The sequence below is a fragment of the Vibrio sp. 3-2(1) genome, from assembly GCF_963887575.1.
GTDB lineage: Bacteria > Pseudomonadota > Gammaproteobacteria > Enterobacterales > Vibrionaceae > Vibrio > Vibrio anguillarum.
In genome coordinates, this window is the sequence record NZ_CAWPGB010000033.1 from 395562 (window position 1) to 415574 (window position 20013).

Here is a 20013-nt window from a genome sequence, read left to right on the forward strand (position 1 = left end):
TTATTATGGATTCAGTTAAAACATTTGCAATGAAGCACCTAAAGGAAGGTGCGATCTATGCGGTTCTATTTATTCTTCTGGCAATTATTATTATTCAGGAGCCATCATTTTTAAGTTTACGCAACTTTAGTAATATATTAACGCAATCTTCAGTGCGCGTTATTATTGCATTGGGTGTGGCGGGGCTGATTGTAACGCAAGGAACCGACCTTTCTGCTGGACGTCAAGTGGGTTTAGCCGCTGTAATTTCGGCAACACTTTTACAATCAATTGATAACGTCAACAAAGTATTCCCTAGCATTGGTGACGTGCCGATTGTGGCTGTGATTCTTTGTGTGTGCGCGATCGGCGCGATCATCGGCTTAGTGAACGGTGTGATTGTTGCTTATTTAAAAGTAACGCCGTTTATCGCCACATTAGGCACCATGATCATCGTCTACGGGATTAACTCTCTCTACTACGATTCGGTGGGTGCATCTCCAATTGCAGGTTTTGATGAGCGTTTCTCTTCATTCACTCAAGGTTTTATTCGATTTGGAGATTTTAGGTTTTCGTACATAACCTTCTACGCCATTATCGCGATTATCTTTACATGGATTTTGTGGAATAAGACCGTTTTTGGTAAGAACATTTTCGCGGTCGGTGGTAACCCAGAAGCCGCAAAAGTTTCTGGTGTTAATGTGCCATTGACGCTACTGAAAGTGTATGCTCTATCGGGTGTGTTCTATGCGTTTGGCGGTATGTTGGAAGCTGGCCGTATCGGCAGTGCGACCAATAACCTTGGCTTCCTGTACGAGTTGGATGCGATTGCAGCCTGTGTTGTGGGTGGCGTGTCATTTGCTGGCGGTGTCGGAAGCATTGCGGGTGTGGTCACGGGTGTGCTTATCTTCACTGTGATCAACTATGGTATGACCTACATTGGCGTGAGCCCTTACTGGCAGTACATCATTAAAGGCGGCATTATTATTTTCGCTGTCGCGTTAGACTCAATGAAGTACGCGAATAAGAAATAGCCGCCTAAGAGCAGAAATACAATTTTCGACATTTAATCGCCGAAAATTGTCGAAATAAAATAAACAAAGAGCGCTTTTATCGGCGCTCTTTTGCTATTGCCCAGTAGGAAGCGTACGTTTTTCAAAATAGCGCACAATCTCCTCGATCAATATTTTGATACGTGACGGTTGGTGATCACGATTAGGATAGAGCAGATGCAAGTCCGATCCTGTGGCCAAATCGTGTGAACTAAAACTTTGCCGATAATCTTCCAAGAGAAGAACGAGTTTCCCAGCATTGAGGTCGGGTTGAATATCGAGTTGTGATTTGAGTGCAATACCTGCGCCTTCGAGTGCCCACTGACGAATCACTTCGCCATCATTAGACAAACGTGATGGTTTGATCAGGATATCTTGAACGACATCTCCTTTAAGAAAAGACCAACGCGTTAATGATTCACTTTTGCGTAGCATACCCAAGCAAGCATGCTGTTTGAGATCCTCTGGGTGTGTCGGTTGACCATGACACGCTAAATATGCGGGTGAGGCACAAAGAACGCGGCGACTTGTTGCTAATTTTCTGGAAACCAATTGACTATCTTTGAGTGTGCCGTAACGCAATACCAAATCAAGTTTTGTTTCATATATCCCTAACACACTGTCACTAAAGGTAATCTGAGGCACAATTTTAGGATGCCTTGCTAAGAAGGAGTCGAGCAGTGGCAATAAATGTTGTCGCCCGAGATCTTTGGGTGCCGAAATTTTTATATTGCCTTCCAAGTGTGTTTTCTCGGCGAATAGCGAAGACTCGACTTCAGTGATGTTGGCTAAGGTTTGTAAACATAATGGATAGAAACGTTCGCCGGCTTCCGTCAATGCAATTTTACGTGTGGTTCTTTGCAGCAATTTCACGCCATAGTGGCGTTCAAGCTCTTGCAGTTTTAGTGTGACTGAAGCGGCGGACATATTGATGGCTTTTGCGGCGGCCGCCAACCCTTGTTGCTCAACAATGGCAACAAAGACCTCCATGTTCAATAATTTGTTCATTAAGATTCTATATCGCAGTTATTGTTAAGTAATCCTAAATACTCTTTTTAATTATAGCTAGATTATTTAGTGATTCTTTTGTTATAGCCTATGGATAACAACCCAATACAGAGCGATTGAATGATGAGTAGCTTATTTTCCCCGACACAAATCGGTCCACTTTCTTTGAATAACCGGCTGGTAATGGCCCCGATGACGCGGGCTCGGACAAGTCAACCGGGTAATGTTCCCAACGACATCATGGCGCAATATTATGCTCAGCGAGCGAGTGCTGGTCTGATTATTACTGAAGCAACACAAATATCAGACGATAGCCAAGGATACTCATTTACTCCTGGCATATACACGCCAGAACAAATAGTGGGTTGGCAGCAGGTCACTCAAGCCGTGCATGATCGCGGAGGAAAAATAGTGAATCAGCTATGGCATGTAGGGCGATTATCGCATCCTGTTTTTCAACAAGGTCAAAAGCCGATGGCTCCTTCAGCTATTGCTCCAGTCGATACCAAAGTCTGGATTGCACAGCCGGGGAGTGCCGGTGAGATGATGGAATGCGTTGAACCAAGAGCAATGACATTGCAAGAGATTAACCAAGTGGTACGCGATTTTGCTAATGCTGCACACAATGCGATTGCGGCTGGCTTTGATGGCATCGAAATTCATGGTGGTAATGGCTATTTGATCGATCAGTTTTTGCGAACCAATTCGAATCATCGCACTGATCAATATGGTGGCAGCAGAGAAAACCGCTTGCGTTTTCTTATGGAAGTTGTGAGTGCAATCATTGATAAGGTTGGCGCTGACAAAGTTGGAGTTCGCTTGGCGCCTTACATCACATTTAAAGATATGAACTGCCCAGATATCGTCCCAACGATTTTACAAGCGGCGGAGCAATTACAGAAACTCGGTATTGCGTATCTGCATTTGTCAGAAGCTGATTGGGATGATGCTCCACAAATCCCTGAAGATTTTCGCCGACATTTACGTGAGCTGTTCACCAATACCATTATTGTTGCAGGCCGATATGACGTTGAGCGAGCAAACCAAATCTTGGAAAATGGCTACGCTGACTTAGTCGCATTTGGGCGTCCCTTTATTGCGAATCCAGACTTAGTCGAGCGTTTGAAAATGAACCGTACATTATCGGCATTTGATCCAAGTTGCTTATTTGGTGGAGGTACTAAGGGATATACAGATTATCCAAACCATTCCTAAATCGACATAGCCAGCAGTCGTTTGTTTTATGATTCTACTGGCTTTTTTACAACTGGTTGGCCGTTATAAAACAATGAGCCATTAACGCGCGCCAAAATGATACGCTAAAAGTAATAAGGCCACAGAATAAACATCCATGTGAATGCAGAAAATATCAACGCGATCAGTACGGCAGCTGAACCGATGTCTTTGGCGCGGCCACTGAGTTCGTGCCATTCGTTACCGACGCGGTCAACCACGGCTTCCACGGCGGAATTCATCAACTCCACAATCACAACTAAGACTAAGCAACCAATCATCATGATTTGCTCAATTTTAGTGATAGGCAAAAAGAAAGTAGTGGTAATCAACAAAATTGAAGTGACAGTTTCTTGTCGAATAGCGGCTTCGTTTAGCCACGCGGCTTTCAGCCCTTGTATTGAATAACCTGTGGCATAAAACAGACGCTTTATACCCGTACGACCTGGTTTCATAAAATGAACAACCTAATAATGAATAACTATGACAATGGGCATGAGTGAATTACGTGTAGACGTAAAATAGCCTTCGCCCCGCACCCTCATGTTAAAAAAGAGAATCAATGACGTCAGTTCACTGATTCTCTTAAGTGGCCCGATATTAAACGCCCACCACGGGTAGTACAAGAGTAAAGCAAGCGCCTCCGAACACACTTTTAGCCACCGATACTTGGCCGTTGTGGCGTAAAACGATCTGTTTGACGATGGCCAAGCCTAATCCGAAGCCTGATTGTCGCGCTCCACGTGAGAGATCCGCGCTGTAAAAAGCATCAAAAATGAATGGCCAGTGCTGCGGGTCAATCCCTTCTCCATCATCATGGATATCAATTTGCACTGCTTGACCTGCGTTGATCACGGAGGTTTCAACGGCTATTTTGCTTTTGGCGTATTTCTGAGCATTACCTAATAAATTATCCAGAGCTCTTTTGAGAAGGTATGGATCGACCTGTAAAGTGGCGACTTGTGCTAATGGTAGCAACTGGATCTCGACTATGCTGTTGCTGCGCCATTTATCTAGTATCGGTTCGAGCCAGTAATTGAGCTGAATTGTCTGCATATTGAGTTCGTTTTCTGGCCTTTCAACTTTCGCGTAGTAAAGAAGTTCATCGACCATCGTTTCCATCTCTTCGGTATCTTCGATGATACTGGCGACTTTCGCCGCTTGTTTTGGTGTCAGAGATTCATCGGCCAACATTTCTGCTTGCCATTGGATCCGAAAGATAGGAGTGCGTAACTCATGAGCCACGGCATTACTCAGCGCTTTATTGCTGAGCACCAAAGCGGAAATTTTGCTCGCCATGTAGTTAAAGCTTTTGTTTAAAGAGCCGACTTTATCGCCGCTTTTGATGGAGGCGCGAGCGGTCAGATCACCAGCGGCAAAGGCTAAGGTCACTTTTTCCAATTCACGCACTCGCCGACTGATGAACCAGATCAGCAACACACAGTACAGTGCAAAACCAACGACAAGCAGCAAAAGTGAGAGATTATCTGCGAAGAAAATGGCTTGCCTCAGTGGTGATTCTTCATCGGGTTTAAAGCTGTAAATTGGTGAGGTGGACGTAAGGCGCAGCCATAAAAAACGGTCATCATCGTAGTAGGTGTAGGCATTGGGGGCGGTGGTAAAGAAAAACGCTCGCACATCTGAGGGTAAGGTCTTTTCAGTATGCGTCTCTATCAGTTGTCGTGTTTTATCGGCATATTCTTTTAGTACATTTAAGGTGTTGGCTTCACCTTCATGCTGATAAATACGAGTGACCAAGTCATGAAATGCTTCAGCTTGATAATCTTCAAGTACGTAATCGTAGTCAGTACCAAGCTGGTAAACGACCAGTTCAATGGTAATGAGTGTCGCTAAAAAAAAGAGCAATAAACCAACAAAAGATTCAACGTAGATACGACGCATACAGGTTTCTTCTAAAATACGTGGTCATTACCACGTGTCTGGTACAAAAAGGTATCCTTTCCCTCGGACCGTAATAATGCGTTTCGGTGTGGAAGAATCATCACCGAGTTTTTTACGCAAAATGACAATCTTGTTATCGACGGTTCTATCAAGCCCATCGTATTCAATCCCGCGTAACGCTTTGGTTAATACATCCCGTGATAGGACTTGATCTGGTGTTGATGCCAGTAGCCACAGCAAGTCGAATTCGCTGTCGGTCATCGCTACGGCCTCACCATTCATTTCACACAGATGTCGAGATTGATTGAGAGACAAGGCCCCAAATTCAAGCACGGTTTTCGCGGTTTGAATTGGCTCGCTGTCGACTCTGCGCAATAGCATACGCATTCTTGCAAGCAAGACGCGTGGTTTAATCGGCTTTGTCACAAAATCATCGGCACCAATTTCCAGTGCTGCAACGTGATCAAAATCGTCATCACTGGCGGTCAGCATCAATATCTTACCGTTGTACATAGGACGGATCTGTCTACAAATTGTCAGCCCATCTTCACCGGGTAGCATTAAATCCAGTAACACGATATCTGGTTGTTGCTCTAAAATGACCGCGCTCGCTTTGGCACCTTCAGCAAGGGCAATGACGCTAATATCTTGACTTTCAAAGTATTCTGTTAACATTTCTCTGAGTTTTAGATCATCTTCAACGATGATTAAAGAGTGTCTATCCGTCATGGAGACTCCTAGATTAGGTACGATGAACGACATGACAATCGCTGACATTGGAAAAATTTGAAGTGCATAGTAAAGCAAAGACCCAGCATTTTCGCTAGGTCTTTGTATGGTTGGATGAGTTTCTATTGATACAATCTCTTGTTATTCAACTGCTTTGGTCGGTGAAGAGCGAAGTTTGTTCGCCAGCATCACCACAAGTGGGCTAGTCAACATCACGACTGCAAGCACGGTAAACACGAAAGTGATCGGACGTTCCCACAAGAAGCTTAACTCCCCATCGCTGATCATCAACGCGCGGCGAAGGTTCTCTTCCATTAATCCACCCAAAATAAAGCCAAGCAGCAGTGGTGCCAGTGGGAAGTTGGCTAACCGTAGAGCAATCGCCCCCATCGCGACGATCAACATTACGTAAACATCCATAGTGTTAAACGAAACCAAATAAACACCGGTAATTGAGAAGAACAAAATCATCGGCAGCAATACGGTTCTTGGCACCGCCAATAGCCTTGAAATATATGGAATAAGCGGTAAGTTAAGGATGATAAGTACAATATTACCGAGATACATTGAGATGATGACAGACCAAAAGACATCAGGGTGATCAACAAATAAACGAGGGCCAGGTTGAATGCCGTAAGAGAGCAGGGCTCCAAGCATGATCGCTGTGGTGCCAGAGCCGGGAATGCCGAGTGTCAACAGCGGAACAAAAGATCCGCTAGAGGCGGCGTTATTGGCTGACTCTGGTGCAACAAGCCCACGCAAAGACCCTTTACCGAACTCTTCTTTTTTATCTTTGGGCGCTAAGCTGCGCTCCATACCATAACTCAAAAATGCGGCGATGGTTGCGCCAGCGCCGGGCAACACGCCAGTGAAAAAACCTAAAATGGAAGCACGAATTGAAACGGGAGCCGCTTCTTTAAATTCTGCCTTGGTGATTTTCATACTGCCCAAGTTGCTGATTTTATTCTGTTCATCTGTACGCGTGTCGTTTTCCGGTTTTAAAATACCCATTAATGTCTCGCCTAAAGCGAATGTCGCCATCGCCAGCAAGAGGAAGCTAAAACCGTCCATTAAATCAGTTAAGCCAAAGGTAAAACGTTCCACACCTACGCCTTTATCAATACCAACGGTAGAGAGCATCAAGCCAAGAACAACCATCATCCATGCTTTAAGGACTTGTCCTTTTCCAGCAAAGGCGGCGACCGCCGATAGACCGAGTAGCATCAACGCAAAATAGTCAGAGGATTGAAAACTCAGTGACACGCTGGCCAGTGCAGGCGCTGCGACCAAGAGCATAATCGCTGACAAGGTTCCGCCTGTAAAAGAGGCGTAAGCGGCGATGGCTAACGCTTTACCAGCTTGGCCTTTTTGCGCCATGGGGTAGCCATCAAACGCGGTGACCACGGTTGCCGAGCATCCGGGAGCATTAATCAAAATGGAGGAAGTGGAGCCGCCAAAAATAGCGCCGTAATAAACGCCGGCCATTAAAATCAAACCTGAAGATGGCTCAAGGCCATAGGTGATCGGGATCATCAACGCGATGGCCGAAATCGGGCCAAGCCCGGGTAACATGCCGATAAAAGTACCGACGAAACAGCCCACAATCACCATGAAGATGTTCATTGGCATCATGGCGGTAGAAAGCCCTTGTAAAATTCCATCTAACATAATCAGTTCCTACCAGAGTGTGAAAATAACGCCGGGCTCAAGGTAAATGTCCAAACCTTGAGTAAGCAGCAGATAAAACGCGATGACAAAGGGAAAAGAAGCACCAAATAACACTGATTTGCGTCTTTCACCCAAAATATAAAAGCCAGCGAGTAGAAAGAAACTGGTGGCCAGTACGAAGCCTAAATAGGTTAGGCCAAGTCCGTACAGCGCCATCAACACTAAAAAACCAATCAACAATTTCCAGTTGAAGTGCAATACCGCGCCGCTTTGTTTATCGGGCTGCCCTAACACCAGCATCAACAAAGAGAGGCCAATTCCAGCGTAAGTCAGCAGAGTCGGCAAGGTTTGGGCGTTAAACGGTTCATATTCATCACCGGGAAACATCGGTATTTGAGTCGTTTGATAGCCGTAGCAAAGGCTAAGAACAAGGAAGATCAACGCGCCAACGCGATCGCGGCACAGTAAATATTCTTTGCTGAAAAATTTGGTTGGCAGATCCGACATATCCAACTCCATGGTAAAAATAGGGGAGAAAAGAGCCGTGTAGCAGCGAGTTAATGAATTGATTAACTAAGGGCAAAGGGATAGGTGTATGGAGGTTTTCCTATTCATATTTGCCTGATAAACAAAGGAGTATTGAGCATAACTGCACACGGCAAAAGTGTTGCTAGCGGGGACAAGGCAAGGAACTGTCCCCTTAGCGACCTTACTTCAGGAAACCGAGCTCACGCATCAGATCACCCATCTCTTTCTCTTGGGCTTCTAAGAAGGCGTAAAACTCTTTATCCGCTTGATAGTTATCGATCCAACCATTACGGTCGCGGACGATTTTCCATTCATCGGTGGTGTACATTTTCGCTAATGCTGCGTTCCACTGATCAATCTTCTCTTGGCTGATCCCAGGGGCAGCGAAGAAGCCGCGCCAGTTAGCAAAGACTGTTGGGTTGCCATAGTCAGTTAATGTTGGAATATTCGGGGCAGATTCCAAACGTTTAGGGGCGGTGATCGCCAAAATTTTCACTTGGCCAGACTTGGACATTTCAAGCACTTCACCTAAGCCTGTTGAAAGCAGTTGTGTTTCACCAGAAAGTAGTGCCGCCATGGCTTTGCCACCCGCGTCATAGGCGATGTAGCGAACTTCTTTTGGATCCAACCCTTGCCCTTTGAAAGCGGCTGCGGCGACTAAGTGATCCATACTGCCACGAGCAGAACCGCCAGCGACTTTCACTTTACGCGGGTTGTCTTTGAAATCGGCAACCGCATCTTCCCACGTTTTGTATTTTGAATCGCCCGCAGCAACGATAGCGCCATAATCAGAAACGGTGGCGGCAATCGGTGTTAAATCGCGGAAGGATTGTGGAAAAACACCGGATAAAGAACGAACAACAATCGGTGTAGAGTTGACCATCAAGGTATCTTCTTGGCGGTCTGCGGTTTCAATTAGGTGTGCAATCGCTTTACCACCACCACCACCGGATAAATTTTGGTAAGACACATTGCCGACAATGTCGGTTTTCATCAGTACATCACCTGTACCACGAGCCGTCATGTCCCAACCACCACCCGCGCCACCGGGTACTAAAATGTGAAGTTTCTCAATATCAGCGGCGAAGCTGCTAATAGAAAAGGTTGCAGCCAGAATGGATGCAGTGAGGGTTGGTTTGAACTGCTTAAACATATTCACGTTCCTTATGTAGGGCGCATCTTCATCTTTACCTTGGAGCGTTTGTGATTGAATGCTACAGGCGGAGATAGGGTGCTTATCATTGTTATCATGACTGCATCAATGATCCAATGCAGATACGTTAAGTTAATAACCTGTTACAGGTTTGTCTCTAATGCGTAGATAAAAACAATATAGGGCATAAAAACGTTTTTGTTCATAAAGTTCACAGCGTTATTTTGCTGCGTTGTGTGACGAGTCTTCGTTAGCGTCTTGTCTCACTATCTACGAGCAGCAATCGGGTGTTATTCATTGCAAATTGCGCAGCTGAGGCGTCATTACCTTGTTGAAGTAAGGTCGTGATACTGGGCAGCAGCAAGAAAAAGATCAAAGGTTCGGGATATTGGGCTTGCCATTGATGGCGCTCATCTAACACATGCCCTTCGAAGTAGACGGTGAGTACCACACTGTCCGATGAAAAGTGCGATCCATGGAACCGCCCTAAAGTATGCGTCGAGCCCCATATTGAACTCAGTGGTCGCTCCGATGTGCTTTTAAGATAGAGATCAACCGCTACACTTTGCGATTGAGAACCTTGCGGTTGAGAATGTCGATGAACCGTTAAACGCTCACCCGAATACTTGCCTTGCTGGAAAGGCAAATAACCTAAGTTGTTCGGTGTTACACGGCCATCGTTTGCACACATTTGAACCGAATCGGGCATTTGCTGGCTGCTGTACAATTCACAAGCAAATTGAGCAACAAGTTGCTGTACTGCGCTTTGCAATAAGCGAGCATCAAATGAGTGTTCTTGCTCAAGGTGTAAATTTAATTCAGGAAAAACAATAGGTAACTGGCTTGTTAGCGCGTTGAGGTCATTGATCGTAACCGATTGATTCTGCTCTATTGCCGTGCGAATAATATTTGGGTTGTCTGCCAATGAAAGATCATCTTCAGAATAGATCGCCTCACTCAGTAGTGGGTAGCTGCGCGGATTTTTCGGTTTACTGTTGTAAGCAATGCATCCAGATAAGAGCAACGAGCAGGCGAGAGCGTAACCAAAAGGAGAGTGCGTGATTCTCTTGCAAAGATTCATAAGTGACGGCCGTGTCATCGGTAATGGGTTGCACTGCTTATTCTATCTGCGAAATCGACACTTTTCTCTTTTCAAGCTCACAGAGTTTTATCTTCTTCTGGTTCAAATTTAATCATTAAGTTTCTTATACATTAGTCTAATGTGTCGACAATTTTATTGATTGTCGATGGTTTTATGGTCTATTTTAACAATAAATTTTAATAATTGTTAACACATATAAGTGTGTGAGTGCTTTGCGTCTCAGCATGAATCCAACCTGTGAGCGATAACAAGATGAATAGTGCACTAACACTAAACAGTACTGATACAAAATCACACGCTGTTGAACGAGAAAAAGAGAACACCAAATCGGAAAACCTTACGGAGTATCTGATTGAGGCGATTGTTGAAGGGCGTATAGCACCGGGCAGCAAGATTTCAGAACCCGAACTCGCCAAACGTTTTCAAGTCAGCCGTGGGCCACTGCGTGAAGCGATAATGCGTGTGGAAGGCTTGGGGTTGATCGAACGTGTTTCACATGTGGGCGCGCGAGTCATTGAGTTGTCACCCGGTAAGTTGGTAGAGCTTTATGCAGTACGCGAAGCGTTAGAGGGTATGGCGGCAAGGTTAGCGGCGCGCAACATTTCGTCCTCTGAATTACAAGGGCTAGAGGCATTATTGTCGACACATTCGAATCATATTGAGCAAGTCGAAGGGGCTTCCTATTTCCATCAACACGGTGATTTTGACTTTCATTACCGCATCATCAAAGCCAGCCGTAATCATAAATTAGTGACTTTATTGTGTGATGAGCTCTATCACTTACTGCGCATGTATCGTTATCAATCGCCACGCTCACATTCACGCCCGAAGGAGGCGTTGGATGAGCACAAATACATTCTACAAGCGATCAAAAACGGCGATGAAGAACTGGCTGAGATGTTGATGCGGCGCCATATTTCGGGCAGTCGAATCTTGATTGAACAGCAGATAGTAAAAGAGTAAGCCACAGGGCGGTGGGCAGAAAATAATCATGCCTGCAATGAATCAAACCAAGAACCACGCATAGAGCGGCCTTGAATAAGGGCGATAACCAAGCGGCTGATTAGGAGAATCTCATGAGCTTAAGTCAGGGGGCGAAATTTAGACTCGCTGTTCAACAAAATGATCCACTGCAGATTGTCGGCACGATCAATCCCTATTGCGCAATGATGGCCAAACGTTTAGGCCACCAAGCCATTTATCTGTCGGGTGGTGGCATCGCTAACGCTTCGTATGGTTTGCCCGATTTAGGTATCACCACATTAAATGATGTGCTGGTGGATGTTGAGCGCATCACCAATGCGTGTGATTTGCCTTTGCTGGTGGATATTGATACCGGTTTTGGCGGCGCATTTAGCATTGCTCGCACTATCAAAGCGATGGAAAAAGCGGGCGCTGCTGCCGTGCATATGGAAGATCAAGTTGCGCAGAAACGCTGCGGGCACCGCCCTAATAAAGCGATCGTCAGCCAGCAAGAGATGGTTGACCGCGTTAAAGCTGCGGTAGATGCACGAGTGAACCCAGAGTTTGTGATCATGGCGCGCACCGATGCGTTAGCGGTGGAAGGCATTGATAGCGCCATTGAACGTGCCATTGCTTGCGTGCAGGCCGGAGCCGATATGATTTTCCCCGAAGCGATGACCACTCTTGAGCAGTACGATCGTTTCTCCACCGCGTTAAGCGCAGCTTGTGGTAAGTCAGTACCGATTTTAGCCAACATTACTGAGTTTGGTCAGACGCCGCTCTACCCATGTGCAGAACTTGCTCAAGTGAAAGTGGATATGGTGCTTTACCCATTGAGTGCGTTTCGTGCGATGAATAAAGCGGCTGAGAATGTCTATCGCCATTTATTAGAGCAGGGCAACCAACAAGCTTTGCTCGATAGCATGCAAACCCGTAGCGAGCTGTATGACTATCTCAATTACCACGATTACGAAGATAAGCTCGACGAGCTTTTTTCATCAAAGGAATAATAAAAACAAAGGAAAAGGAGTTCAACATGTCAAACGCACCACTGGGCGGCGCAGGTCTGCGCGGTCAAAGCGCGGGAGTCACCGCTTTATGTACTGTCGGAAAAACTGGGACGGGTCTAACTTATCGAGGTTATGACATCACCGATCTTGCCAACCATGCACAGTTTGAAGAGGTCGCTCATCTGTTATTGATTGGCCATTTACCTAATCAAAGTGAACTTGACCAGTACAAAACCCGCTTAATGGGATTACGAGGTTTACCGCAGCCGTTAAAAGCCGCGCTAGAGCTGCTGCCAGCCAGTACACATCCAATGGACGTAATGCGCACCGGCTGTTCAGTTTTAGGCAACCTTGAAACCGAGCACAGTTTTGCTGAGCAGTTGAGTGCGACCGAACGGATGTTGGCACTTTTCCCCGCTATTATCTGTTATTGGTATCGTTTCAGCCACCAAGGCATCCGGATTGACACTGAAGATCAAAGCGAAGCATGCATTGGTGGCTACTTCTTAAAAATGCTAACAGGAAAAGCACCGAGCGAGCTGCATAAGCAGGTGATGCATTGCTCATTGATTCTGTACGCAGAGCACGAGTTTAATGCATCAACGTTTGCCGCGCGCGTCTGTGCTTCTACGCTGTCAGATATTCACTCTTGCGTAACCGGGGCGATTGGCACACTGCGTGGCCCGTTGCATGGTGGAGCCAATGAAGCGGCGATGGCGATGATCGAACGCTGGCAAACACCGGACGAAGCTGAGGCCAATATTCTGCAAATGTTGGCTAATAAAGACAAAATAATGGGTTTTGGTCATGCTATTTATCGTGAAAGTGACCCGCGTAACGCATTGATCAAACGTTGGTCAAAAGCGTTATCTGAAGCGGTGGGTGATACGCATTTGTACGCGGTATCAGAACGTGTTGAAGCGGTGATGAAACGTGAGAAAGACCTATTTTGTAATGCGGATTTCTTCCACGCTTCGGCCTACCATTTTATGGGTATTCCTACGCCATTATTTACCCCTATTTTTGTGATGAGTCGATTAACCGGCTGGGCCGCTCATGTGTTTGAGCAGCGCGCTAATAACCGAATTATTCGCCCAAGTGCCGATTATGACGGTCCTGAACATCAAGAGTGGATACCAATAGAGCAGCGTTAATGGGATGAAATCAAGCCATGCTCCTTTGGTGTATGGTTTGATGGCAGGTAAAACCTAGCTCGCTAGACGATGTTTTGAATAGACAATGTTTCGAATAGACAGTTTTATGGGTGGAATTGATGAGTCATCAAACGATCAACAGCCAATACAAAAAAGTATTACCAGCGACCGCGCTGGAGTATTTTGATGCACGAGAAGCGGTCAATGATATCCAAGCCGGAGCGTATGATCGGCTGCCTTATACCTCACGGATACTGGCGGAAAACTTAGTCCGCCGCTGTGAGCCGCACACATTGGTTGATTCGCTGAAACAGCTGATTGAGCGTAAGCGCGATCTCGACTTCCCGTGGTATCCGGCGCGTGTGGTGTGCCACGACATTTTAGGGCAAACCGCTTTAGTGGACTTGGCGGGGTTAAGAGACGCGATTGCTCAGCAAGGCGGTGATCCATCCAAAGTAAACCCTGTGGTGGAAACGCAACTGATTGTCGATCACTCACTCGCGGTTGAACATGCCGGCTTCGAAGCTGACGCGTTTGAAAAAAACCGTGCGATTGAAGATCGCCGCAATGAAGATCGCTTTCACTTCATCGAATGGTGCAAAACCGCCTTTGAAAATGTCAGCGTTATTCCGGCAGGCAATGGCATCATGCACCAGATTAACTTAGAAAAAATGTCGCCCGTCATCCAAGTGAAAAACGGCTTAGCATTTCCAGATACTTGTGTCGGTACTGACAGCCATACTCCTCATGTCGATTCATTAGGTGTGTTGGCGATTGGCGTCGGTGGGTTAGAAGCTGAAACAGTGATGTTAGGTCGGCCTTCGATGATGCGTCTGCCCGATATTGTCGGCGTTAAACTAACCGGTCAACGCCAAGCGGGGATCACCGCGACCGACATTGTGCTTGCCATTACGGAGTTCTTGCGAAATCAGCGCGTGGTGTCTTGTTATCTGGAGTTTTTCGGAGAAGGCGCTCGCGCATTGACGATTGGCGATCGCGCAACGCTTTCCAATATGACACCTGAATATGGTGCAACCGCAGGCATGTTCTATATTGATGAGCAAACCATCAACTATCTCAAACTCACGGGTCGAGACGCACAGCAAGTAGCCTTGGTTGAACAGTACGCTAAGCAAACCGGCTTATGGGCCGATGATTTGATTGAAGCGCAATACGAACGGGTGCTGGAGTTTGATCTCTCAAGTGTACAGCGCAATTTAGCCGGGCCTTCGAATCCTCATCGCCGTTTGCCGACAAGCGAACTGACCGAGCGCGGTATTGCGGGGGCGTGGCAAACCAAAGAAGGCGAATTACCTGATGGCGCAGTGATCATCGCCGCCATTACTTCGTGCACCAATACCAGTAATCCGCGCAATGTCGTGGCCGCCGCATTGCTGGCGAAAAAGGCCAATCAATTGGGTTTGGTTCGCAAACCTTGGGTCAAAACCTCTTTTGCACCGGGCTCAAAAGTAGCCAAACTTTATTTAGAGGAAGCCGGTCTGCTGCCTGAGCTAGAACAGCTCGGTTTTGGCATCGTCGCTTATGCATGCACCACCTGTAATGGCATGAGTGGCGCGCTTGATCCTAGGATTGAGCAGCAAATCATTGAACGCGATCTCTATACGACGGCTGTGCTATCAGGTAACCGAAACTTTGATGGCCGCATTCATCCCTATGCGAAACAGGCTTTTCTTGCCTCTCCGCCATTGGTGGTGGCGTATGCACTTGCGGGTACGATTCGTTTTGATATTGAAAAAGACGCGTTGGGAATAGATGCGCAAGGCAAGCCGATTTACCTCAATGACTTATGGCCAACCGATGAAGAGATCGATGATGTGGTGGCGCGCCATGTTAAGCCCGAACAGTTCAAACAAATCTACATTCAGATGTTTAAATTAGATGAGCACATGGCCAAACAAAAGCCACTTTATGATTGGCGCCCCATGAGCACTTATATCCGTCGTCCGCCTTATTGGGAAGGTGCGTTAGCGGGTGAACGTCGGTTGTCAGCCATGCGACCTTTGGCGATTTTAGGTGACAACATCACTACGGATCATTTATCGCCATCGAACGCTATTTTAGCGACCAGTGCCGCTGGGGAGTATTTGCTCAAAATGGGCGTTCCGGAGCAAGATTTTAACTCCTATGCCACGCATCGTGGTGACCATCTAACGGCGCAACGCGCCACTTTTGCTAACCCCAAACTGTTCAATGAGATGGTGCAAGAGGAGGGCAAAGTAAAGCAAGGTTCGTTGGCGCGTATTGAACCTGAAGGCTTGGTTACCCGCATGTGGGAAGTGATAGAGACTTATATGGGTCGTAAGCAGCCATTGATCATTATTGCTGGGGCCGATTATGGGCAAGGTTCGTCACGTGATTGGGCGGCGAAAGGTGTACGTTTGGCGGGAGTTGAAGCCATTGTTGCCGAGGGGTTTGAACGGATCCATCGCACGAATTTAGTCGGGATGGGTGTTCTGCCACTGCAATTTAAAACGGGAACAGACCGCCACACACTGCAACTCGATGGTACTGAGCTTTATGATGTGGTGGGAGATATTAAGCCGGGCGTCGACTTAACCTTGGTGATCACTCGTACGCAAGGCGCAAATAAGGGCGAACAGCAGAAGGTTACGGTGACTTGTCGTTTAGACACGGCTGATGAAGTCAGTGTGTATCAGGCTGGTGGCGTATTGCAGCGTTTTGCGCAAGATTTTCTGGCTCAATGACGCTAAGGATAAAGGAGTATCAGGTGAGTAACTCATTAAAAATTCCGGCGATGTATATGCGCGGCGGCACCAGTAAGGGCGTGTTTTTTCGGCTTGAAGATTTACCCAAAGAGGCTCAGCAAGCGGGAGAGGCACGAGATCAACTGCTGTTGCGTGTCATTGGTAGCCCCGATCCTTATGGCAAACAAATTGATGGCATGGGCGGCGCAAGTTCTAGCACCAGCAAAGCCGTGATTCTCTCCAAAAGTGAGCAAGCCGATCACGATGTCGATTATCTATTCGGCCAAGTTTCGATAGACAAAGCGTTTGTAGACTGGAGCGGCAACTGCGGTAACCTTTCTGCGGCAGTAGGGCCATTTGCGATTCACAGCGGTTTTCTCGACCCAGAACAGATCCCTAATAACGGTGTAGTGACGGTTCGCGTTTGGCAAGCCAACATTGGCAAAACCATTCTTATTCATGTGCCAATTGAGCAGGGTGAAGTGCAAGAGTGTGGTGATTTCGAACTCGATGGGGTGACCTTTCCCGCCGCTGAAATTGCGGTTGATTTTCTCGATCCTGCCGATGATAGCGGTGTGATGTTCCCAACCGGAAATGTGCTCGACCAACTGCAAATCCCCGGCATGGGAACCTTGAATGCAACGCTCATTAATGCGGGCATTCCGACGATTTTTATCGATGCTCACGACATCGGTTATCAAGGTACTGAACTGCAAGAGGCGATCAACAATGATGATCATGCCTTGGCGATGTTTGAAGCAATTCGCGCTTATGGCGCTGTGAAAATGGGTTTGATTGAGCATATTGAACAAGCCCAACTGCGCCAACATACGCCTAAAGTAGCGTTTGTAGCAAAAGCGCAATCCTATTTGTCATCCAGTGGTAAAGCGGTATCGGCGAACGATGTCGATATTGTGGTGCGCGCGCTGTCTATGGGAAAACTGCATCATGCGATGATGGGAACGGCCGCCGTGGCCATCGCTTCAGCGGCCAGTGTCCCTGGAACGTTAGTGAATATGTTGGCGGGCGGTGGAGCAAAAGAATCGGTCACTTTTGGTCATCCATCCGGTACGCTGAAAGTGGGCGCTAAAGCCGTTTTACGAGAGGGTCATTGGGGAATAGAGAAAGCCAGTATGAGCCGTAGCGCGCGGGTGTTAATGGAAGGTTGGGTGCGAGTCCATCGTTAAGCCTCAAATCATGTTAAGGGAAATGTTATGTCGGCATATTTAAAGGAATATCAATGGGCTCAATCTGAACCTGAATCATTTTGGCAGGCTCAAGCTCGGCAGATTGAGTGGTTTGAGTTTCCCCAAACTATCTTACAAAAAGATGAGCATGGCATTGAACGCTGGTTTACCGATGGTGTACTCAATACCTGTTGGTTGGCGCTAGATTTCCATTGTGAACAGGGGCGAGGTGAGCAAACCGCGCTGATTTATGATTCCCCAGTGACCGGAAGAAAGCGTCAATATAGCTATACACAATTACGAGATCAGGTAACGAAAGTAGCGGGAATGCTGGCAATGCAAGGTGTTGCTAAAGGCGATCGGGTGATCATTTATATGCCAATGATCCCGGAAGCAGTGATGGCGATGCTCGCTTGTGCACGGCTTGGCGCGATTCACTCTGTCGTTTTTGGCGGTTTTGCACCCAATGAATTAGCGGTGCGTATTGAAGATGCTGAACCGAAAGTGATCATGACGGCATCTTGCGGTATCGAAATCAATAAGATTTTACCCTACAAACCCTTAGTTGACCGTGCCATTTTAGACAGCAAATGGAAGCCGGAAAAAGTGGTGGTGTTACAACGCTCGGAGCATGTGGCTGACTTAAATAATGAGCGAGATCTAGAGTGGAATCGAGCCGTTAAAGAAGCGCCGCCGCATGATTGCGTGCCGGTTTTGGCGACCGATCCGCTTTATATTCTTTACACATCAGGTACAACAGGCAAACCCAAAGGGGTGGTGCGCGACAACGGTGGTCATGCAGTCGCGATGAAGTACTCCATGTCAACCATCTACAATATGCCTCAACAAGGTGTTTTTTGGGCTGCGTCGGACGTGGGGTGGGTAGTCGGTCACTCTTACATTGTTTATGCACCCTTGATTCACGGTTGCACCACTATTTTGTATGAAGGTAAACCGGTGCGCACACCCGATCCGGCTGCATTTTGGCGAGTGTGCCAAGAGTATAAGGTGGACGTACTTTTTTCTGCGCCTACCGCCTTTCGCGCCATCAAAAAAGAAGATCCCAATGGCGATCTACTCAAACATTATGATTTATCCACTTTAACCACTATTTTTATGGCCGGAGAACGTCTTGACCCGCCGACACTTGAATGGGTAGAACAGCACACTCAAAAGCCAGTAGTTGACCATTGGTGGCAAACCGAAACCGGTTGGGCGATTGCTGGAAATCCGATAGGGCTTGAGTCAATGCCAATTAAAGCGGGGTCAGCAACGAAACCGATTCCCGGTTATCAGGTCGAGATTCTCAATGAGCTAGGTGAAGTGATGCCCGCCAATCAACAAGGGTTTGTGGCGTTGAAACGCCCCTTACCACCAAGTTGTTTAGCGACGGTATGGCGTGATCACGAACGATTTGAGTCCGGTTACCTTGCTCAATTTGACGGTTACTATGTTTCTGGTGATGGTGGCTATTTGGATGAAGAAGGTTATCTCTTCATCATGGGGCGAATTGATGATGTGATAAACGTTGCAGGCCATCGTTTATCTACGGGGGAGATGGAAGAAATCGTCGGTGCTCATCCTGCGGTTGCCGAATGTGCTGTAGTTGGAGTGTATGACGAGCTTAAAGGGCAGTTGCCGCTAGGGTTGGTGGTGCTTAAAGATGGCGTTAAGGTGGATGAGCGCGACTTGGAACAAGAACTTGTTAACAAAGTGCGCAGTGAAATTGGTGCGGTAGCGTGCTTTAAGCATGCGTTAATTGTTGATCGTTTACCCAAAACGCGCTCTGGTAAAATTCTGCGTCGAGTCATTCGACAAATTGCCGATGGCGAAGAGTATGCTGTCCCTTCAACAATTGATGACCCAATGAGCTTGAGTGAGTTAGAAAAAGCGCTCCATCACTAGCGGCTACCCTATAGTTGACGATTAATCGAGGCGCCTCAGATGAATGAGGCGTTTTTATTGCCAATTTGCAATCCGCATTTTATTTGTTTCTCTTAGTTCATCTGTCTTAGTTCTAAGACGAGATTAGCGCTCAATCGACCAAAAACACTACGCATGAAGATATATTTTTTAATCACTATCTTATAGAATCACGGCCAAAGCTTTATTCATTCAGAGCGCGAAATATGTCGTTAGTTATCATAACTCCTGCTTGTGATCGTGATTTACCGCAACTGAATCAGTTGATGTATGACCTTCATCATGAGCATCACCTTGCTTGCCCTGAGCATTTCAAAACAGCAGAAGAGATTGAACAAGAAAAAAGTATTGCTCGTTATTTAGATGATCCGGAATGTTTGGTTTACGTTGCCAAAATAGACAGTCAAATTGTGGGATTTATATCGGGTCACTTTTGCGAGTTAATTTCAAGCGTGAGCAAAGCGGTACCAATGGGCAGTATTGATGAGCTTTACGTTGAGCCACAATATCGTCAGCAGCATATCGCACAGCAGCTGTTTCAAAAAATGGAACAGACATTAAAAGAGTACGGTATTACCCAAGTCTTTGTCGAAGTGTGGGATTTTAACCAAGGAGCGCAATCTTTTTATCAACGTTCTGGTTTTTCATCGCATATACATTGGTTAAGAAAGTCAATCGATAGCAAGTAATTCGATA

17 protein-coding genes are annotated in these 20013 nt (G+C 46.6%); 9 read left to right on the top strand and 8 right to left on the bottom strand.

The window, feature by feature from the left end:
* Positions 1 to 5 precede the first annotated feature (5 nt).
* Complete coding sequence (gene mglC, locus AACQ79_RS12835) at positions 6 to 1013, top strand: galactose/methyl galactoside ABC transporter permease MglC (RefSeq protein ID WP_013856962.1); 1008 nt, start codon at positions 6 to 8, stop codon at positions 1011 to 1013.
* Between the two features lie 93 nt (positions 1014 to 1106).
* Here mglC and AACQ79_RS12840 read toward each other — a convergent pair whose 3' ends face one another.
* On the bottom strand, positions 1107 to 2039 hold the full coding sequence (locus tag AACQ79_RS12840) for a LysR family transcriptional regulator (RefSeq protein WP_047689171.1): 933 nt from the start codon (positions 2037 to 2039) through the stop codon (positions 1107 to 1109).
* A gap of 123 nt (positions 2040 to 2162) precedes the next feature.
* Between AACQ79_RS12840 and AACQ79_RS12845 the strand changes: the two genes are divergently transcribed.
* Positions 2163 to 3254, top strand: a complete 1092-nt coding sequence (locus AACQ79_RS12845) for an alkene reductase (protein WP_170899198.1) — start codon at positions 2163 to 2165, stop codon at positions 3252 to 3254.
* A 104-nt stretch (positions 3255 to 3358) separates the two neighbouring features.
* On the opposite strand, the gene AACQ79_RS12850 is transcribed toward AACQ79_RS12845, so the two are convergent.
* The 7 genes from AACQ79_RS12850 to AACQ79_RS12880 all read right to left on the bottom strand — a co-directional run bounded on the left by AACQ79_RS12850 (position 3359) and on the right by AACQ79_RS12880 (position 10333).
* On the bottom strand, positions 3359 to 3727 hold the full coding sequence (locus tag AACQ79_RS12850; RefSeq protein WP_170899189.1) for a diacylglycerol kinase: 369 nt from the start codon (positions 3725 to 3727) through the stop codon (positions 3359 to 3361).
* 145 nt (positions 3728 to 3872) lie between these two features.
* Positions 3873 to 5174, bottom strand: coding sequence for an ATP-binding protein (locus tag AACQ79_RS12855; protein WP_088728827.1), 1302 nt, complete (start codon positions 5172 to 5174; stop codon positions 3873 to 3875).
* Positions 5175 to 5201: 27 nt separating this feature from the next.
* Positions 5202 to 5903 carry a response regulator gene (locus AACQ79_RS12860; RefSeq protein WP_019282824.1) on the bottom strand — a complete coding sequence of 234 codons (702 nt, stop codon included), beginning with the start codon at positions 5901 to 5903 and terminating at the stop codon, positions 5202 to 5204.
* A gap of 141 nt (positions 5904 to 6044) precedes the next feature.
* Positions 6045 to 7571, bottom strand: coding sequence for a tripartite tricarboxylate transporter permease (locus tag AACQ79_RS12865; RefSeq protein WP_017046152.1), 1527 nt, complete (start codon positions 7569 to 7571; stop codon positions 6045 to 6047).
* 9 nt (positions 7572 to 7580) lie between these two features.
* Positions 7581 to 8078, bottom strand: a complete 498-nt coding sequence (locus AACQ79_RS12870; RefSeq protein WP_010318351.1) for a tripartite tricarboxylate transporter TctB family protein — start codon at positions 8076 to 8078, stop codon at positions 7581 to 7583.
* A gap of 202 nt (positions 8079 to 8280) precedes the next feature.
* Positions 8281 to 9252: a tripartite tricarboxylate transporter substrate binding protein gene (locus AACQ79_RS12875; RefSeq protein WP_017047673.1), complete on the bottom strand. Its 972-nt coding sequence runs from the start codon at positions 9250 to 9252 to the stop codon at positions 8281 to 8283.
* Positions 9253 to 9502: 250 nt separating this feature from the next.
* Positions 9503 to 10333, bottom strand: coding sequence for a hypothetical protein (locus AACQ79_RS12880; protein ID WP_170889104.1), 831 nt, complete (start codon positions 10331 to 10333; stop codon positions 9503 to 9505).
* A 273-nt stretch (positions 10334 to 10606) separates the two neighbouring features.
* Here AACQ79_RS12880 and AACQ79_RS12885 point away from each other — a divergent pair, with 273 nt between their 5' ends.
* The 7 genes from AACQ79_RS12885 (at position 10607) to AACQ79_RS12915 (ending at position 20006) form a co-directional block, all read left to right on the top strand.
* Positions 10607 to 11317: a GntR family transcriptional regulator gene (locus tag AACQ79_RS12885; protein ID WP_094126991.1), complete on the top strand. Its 711-nt coding sequence runs from the start codon at positions 10607 to 10609 to the stop codon at positions 11315 to 11317.
* Positions 11318 to 11430: 113 nt separating this feature from the next.
* Complete coding sequence (prpB, locus tag AACQ79_RS12890; protein WP_017046149.1) at positions 11431 to 12327, top strand: methylisocitrate lyase; 897 nt, start codon at positions 11431 to 11433, stop codon at positions 12325 to 12327.
* 26 nt (positions 12328 to 12353) lie between these two features.
* Entirely contained in the window at positions 12354 to 13481 is a 1128-nt protein-coding gene (prpC, locus tag AACQ79_RS12895; protein ID WP_094125326.1) for a bifunctional 2-methylcitrate synthase/citrate synthase, read from the top strand.
* Positions 13482 to 13600: 119 nt separating this feature from the next.
* Positions 13601 to 16207, top strand: coding sequence for a Fe/S-dependent 2-methylisocitrate dehydratase AcnD (gene acnD, locus AACQ79_RS12900; protein WP_094125325.1), 2607 nt, complete (start codon positions 13601 to 13603; stop codon positions 16205 to 16207).
* On the top strand, positions 16204 to 17394 hold the full coding sequence (prpF, locus tag AACQ79_RS12905; RefSeq protein WP_094125324.1) for a 2-methylaconitate cis-trans isomerase PrpF: 1191 nt from the start codon (positions 16204 to 16206) through the stop codon (positions 17392 to 17394). The genes acnD and prpF overlap by 4 nt, the downstream gene beginning before the upstream one ends.
* A 27-nt stretch (positions 17395 to 17421) precedes the next feature.
* Entirely contained in the window at positions 17422 to 19299 is a 1878-nt protein-coding gene (locus AACQ79_RS12910) for a propionyl-CoA synthetase (protein ID WP_170899190.1), read from the top strand.
* Positions 19300 to 19523: 224 nt separating this feature from the next.
* On the top strand, positions 19524 to 20006 hold the full coding sequence (locus AACQ79_RS12915; protein ID WP_017046144.1) for a GNAT family N-acetyltransferase: 483 nt from the start codon (positions 19524 to 19526) through the stop codon (positions 20004 to 20006).
* Positions 20007 to 20013 lie beyond the last annotated feature (7 nt).

Bases quoted from the DNA above. Each gene is read 5' to 3' on its own strand.
- mglC (WP_013856962.1), top strand. From the start codon at position 6: ATGGATTCAGTTAAAACATTTGCAATGAAGCACCTAAAGGAAGGTGCG.
- AACQ79_RS12840 (WP_047689171.1), bottom strand. From the start codon at position 2,039: ATGAACAAATTATTGAACATGGAGGTCTTTGTTGCCATTGTTGAGCAA.
- AACQ79_RS12845 (WP_170899198.1), top strand. From the start codon at position 2,163: ATGAGTAGCTTATTTTCCCCGACACAAATCGGTCCACTTTCTTTGAAT.
- AACQ79_RS12850 (WP_170899189.1), bottom strand. From the start codon at position 3,727: ATGAAACCAGGTCGTACGGGTATAAAGCGTCTGTTTTATGCCACAGGT.
- AACQ79_RS12855 (WP_088728827.1), bottom strand. From the start codon at position 5,174: ATGCGTCGTATCTACGTTGAATCTTTTGTTGGTTTATTGCTCTTTTTT.
- AACQ79_RS12860 (WP_019282824.1), bottom strand. From the start codon at position 5,903: ATGACGGATAGACACTCTTTAATCATCGTTGAAGATGATCTAAAACTC.
- AACQ79_RS12865 (WP_017046152.1), bottom strand. From the start codon at position 7,571: ATGTTAGATGGAATTTTACAAGGGCTTTCTACCGCCATGATGCCAATG.
- AACQ79_RS12870 (WP_010318351.1), bottom strand. From the start codon at position 8,078: ATGTCGGATCTGCCAACCAAATTTTTCAGCAAAGAATATTTACTGTGC.
- AACQ79_RS12875 (WP_017047673.1), bottom strand. From the start codon at position 9,252: ATGTTTAAGCAGTTCAAACCAACCCTCACTGCATCCATTCTGGCTGCA.
- AACQ79_RS12880 (WP_170889104.1), bottom strand. From the start codon at position 10,333: ATGAATCTTTGCAAGAGAATCACGCACTCTCCTTTTGGTTACGCTCTC.
- AACQ79_RS12885 (WP_094126991.1), top strand. From the start codon at position 10,607: ATGAATAGTGCACTAACACTAAACAGTACTGATACAAAATCACACGCT.
- prpB (WP_017046149.1), top strand. From the start codon at position 11,431: ATGAGCTTAAGTCAGGGGGCGAAATTTAGACTCGCTGTTCAACAAAAT.
- prpC (WP_094125326.1), top strand. From the start codon at position 12,354: ATGTCAAACGCACCACTGGGCGGCGCAGGTCTGCGCGGTCAAAGCGCG.
- acnD (WP_094125325.1), top strand. From the start codon at position 13,601: ATGAGTCATCAAACGATCAACAGCCAATACAAAAAAGTATTACCAGCG.
- prpF (WP_094125324.1), top strand. From the start codon at position 16,204: ATGACGCTAAGGATAAAGGAGTATCAGGTGAGTAACTCATTAAAAATT.
- AACQ79_RS12910 (WP_170899190.1), top strand. From the start codon at position 17,422: ATGTCGGCATATTTAAAGGAATATCAATGGGCTCAATCTGAACCTGAA.
- AACQ79_RS12915 (WP_017046144.1), top strand. From the start codon at position 19,524: ATGTCGTTAGTTATCATAACTCCTGCTTGTGATCGTGATTTACCGCAA.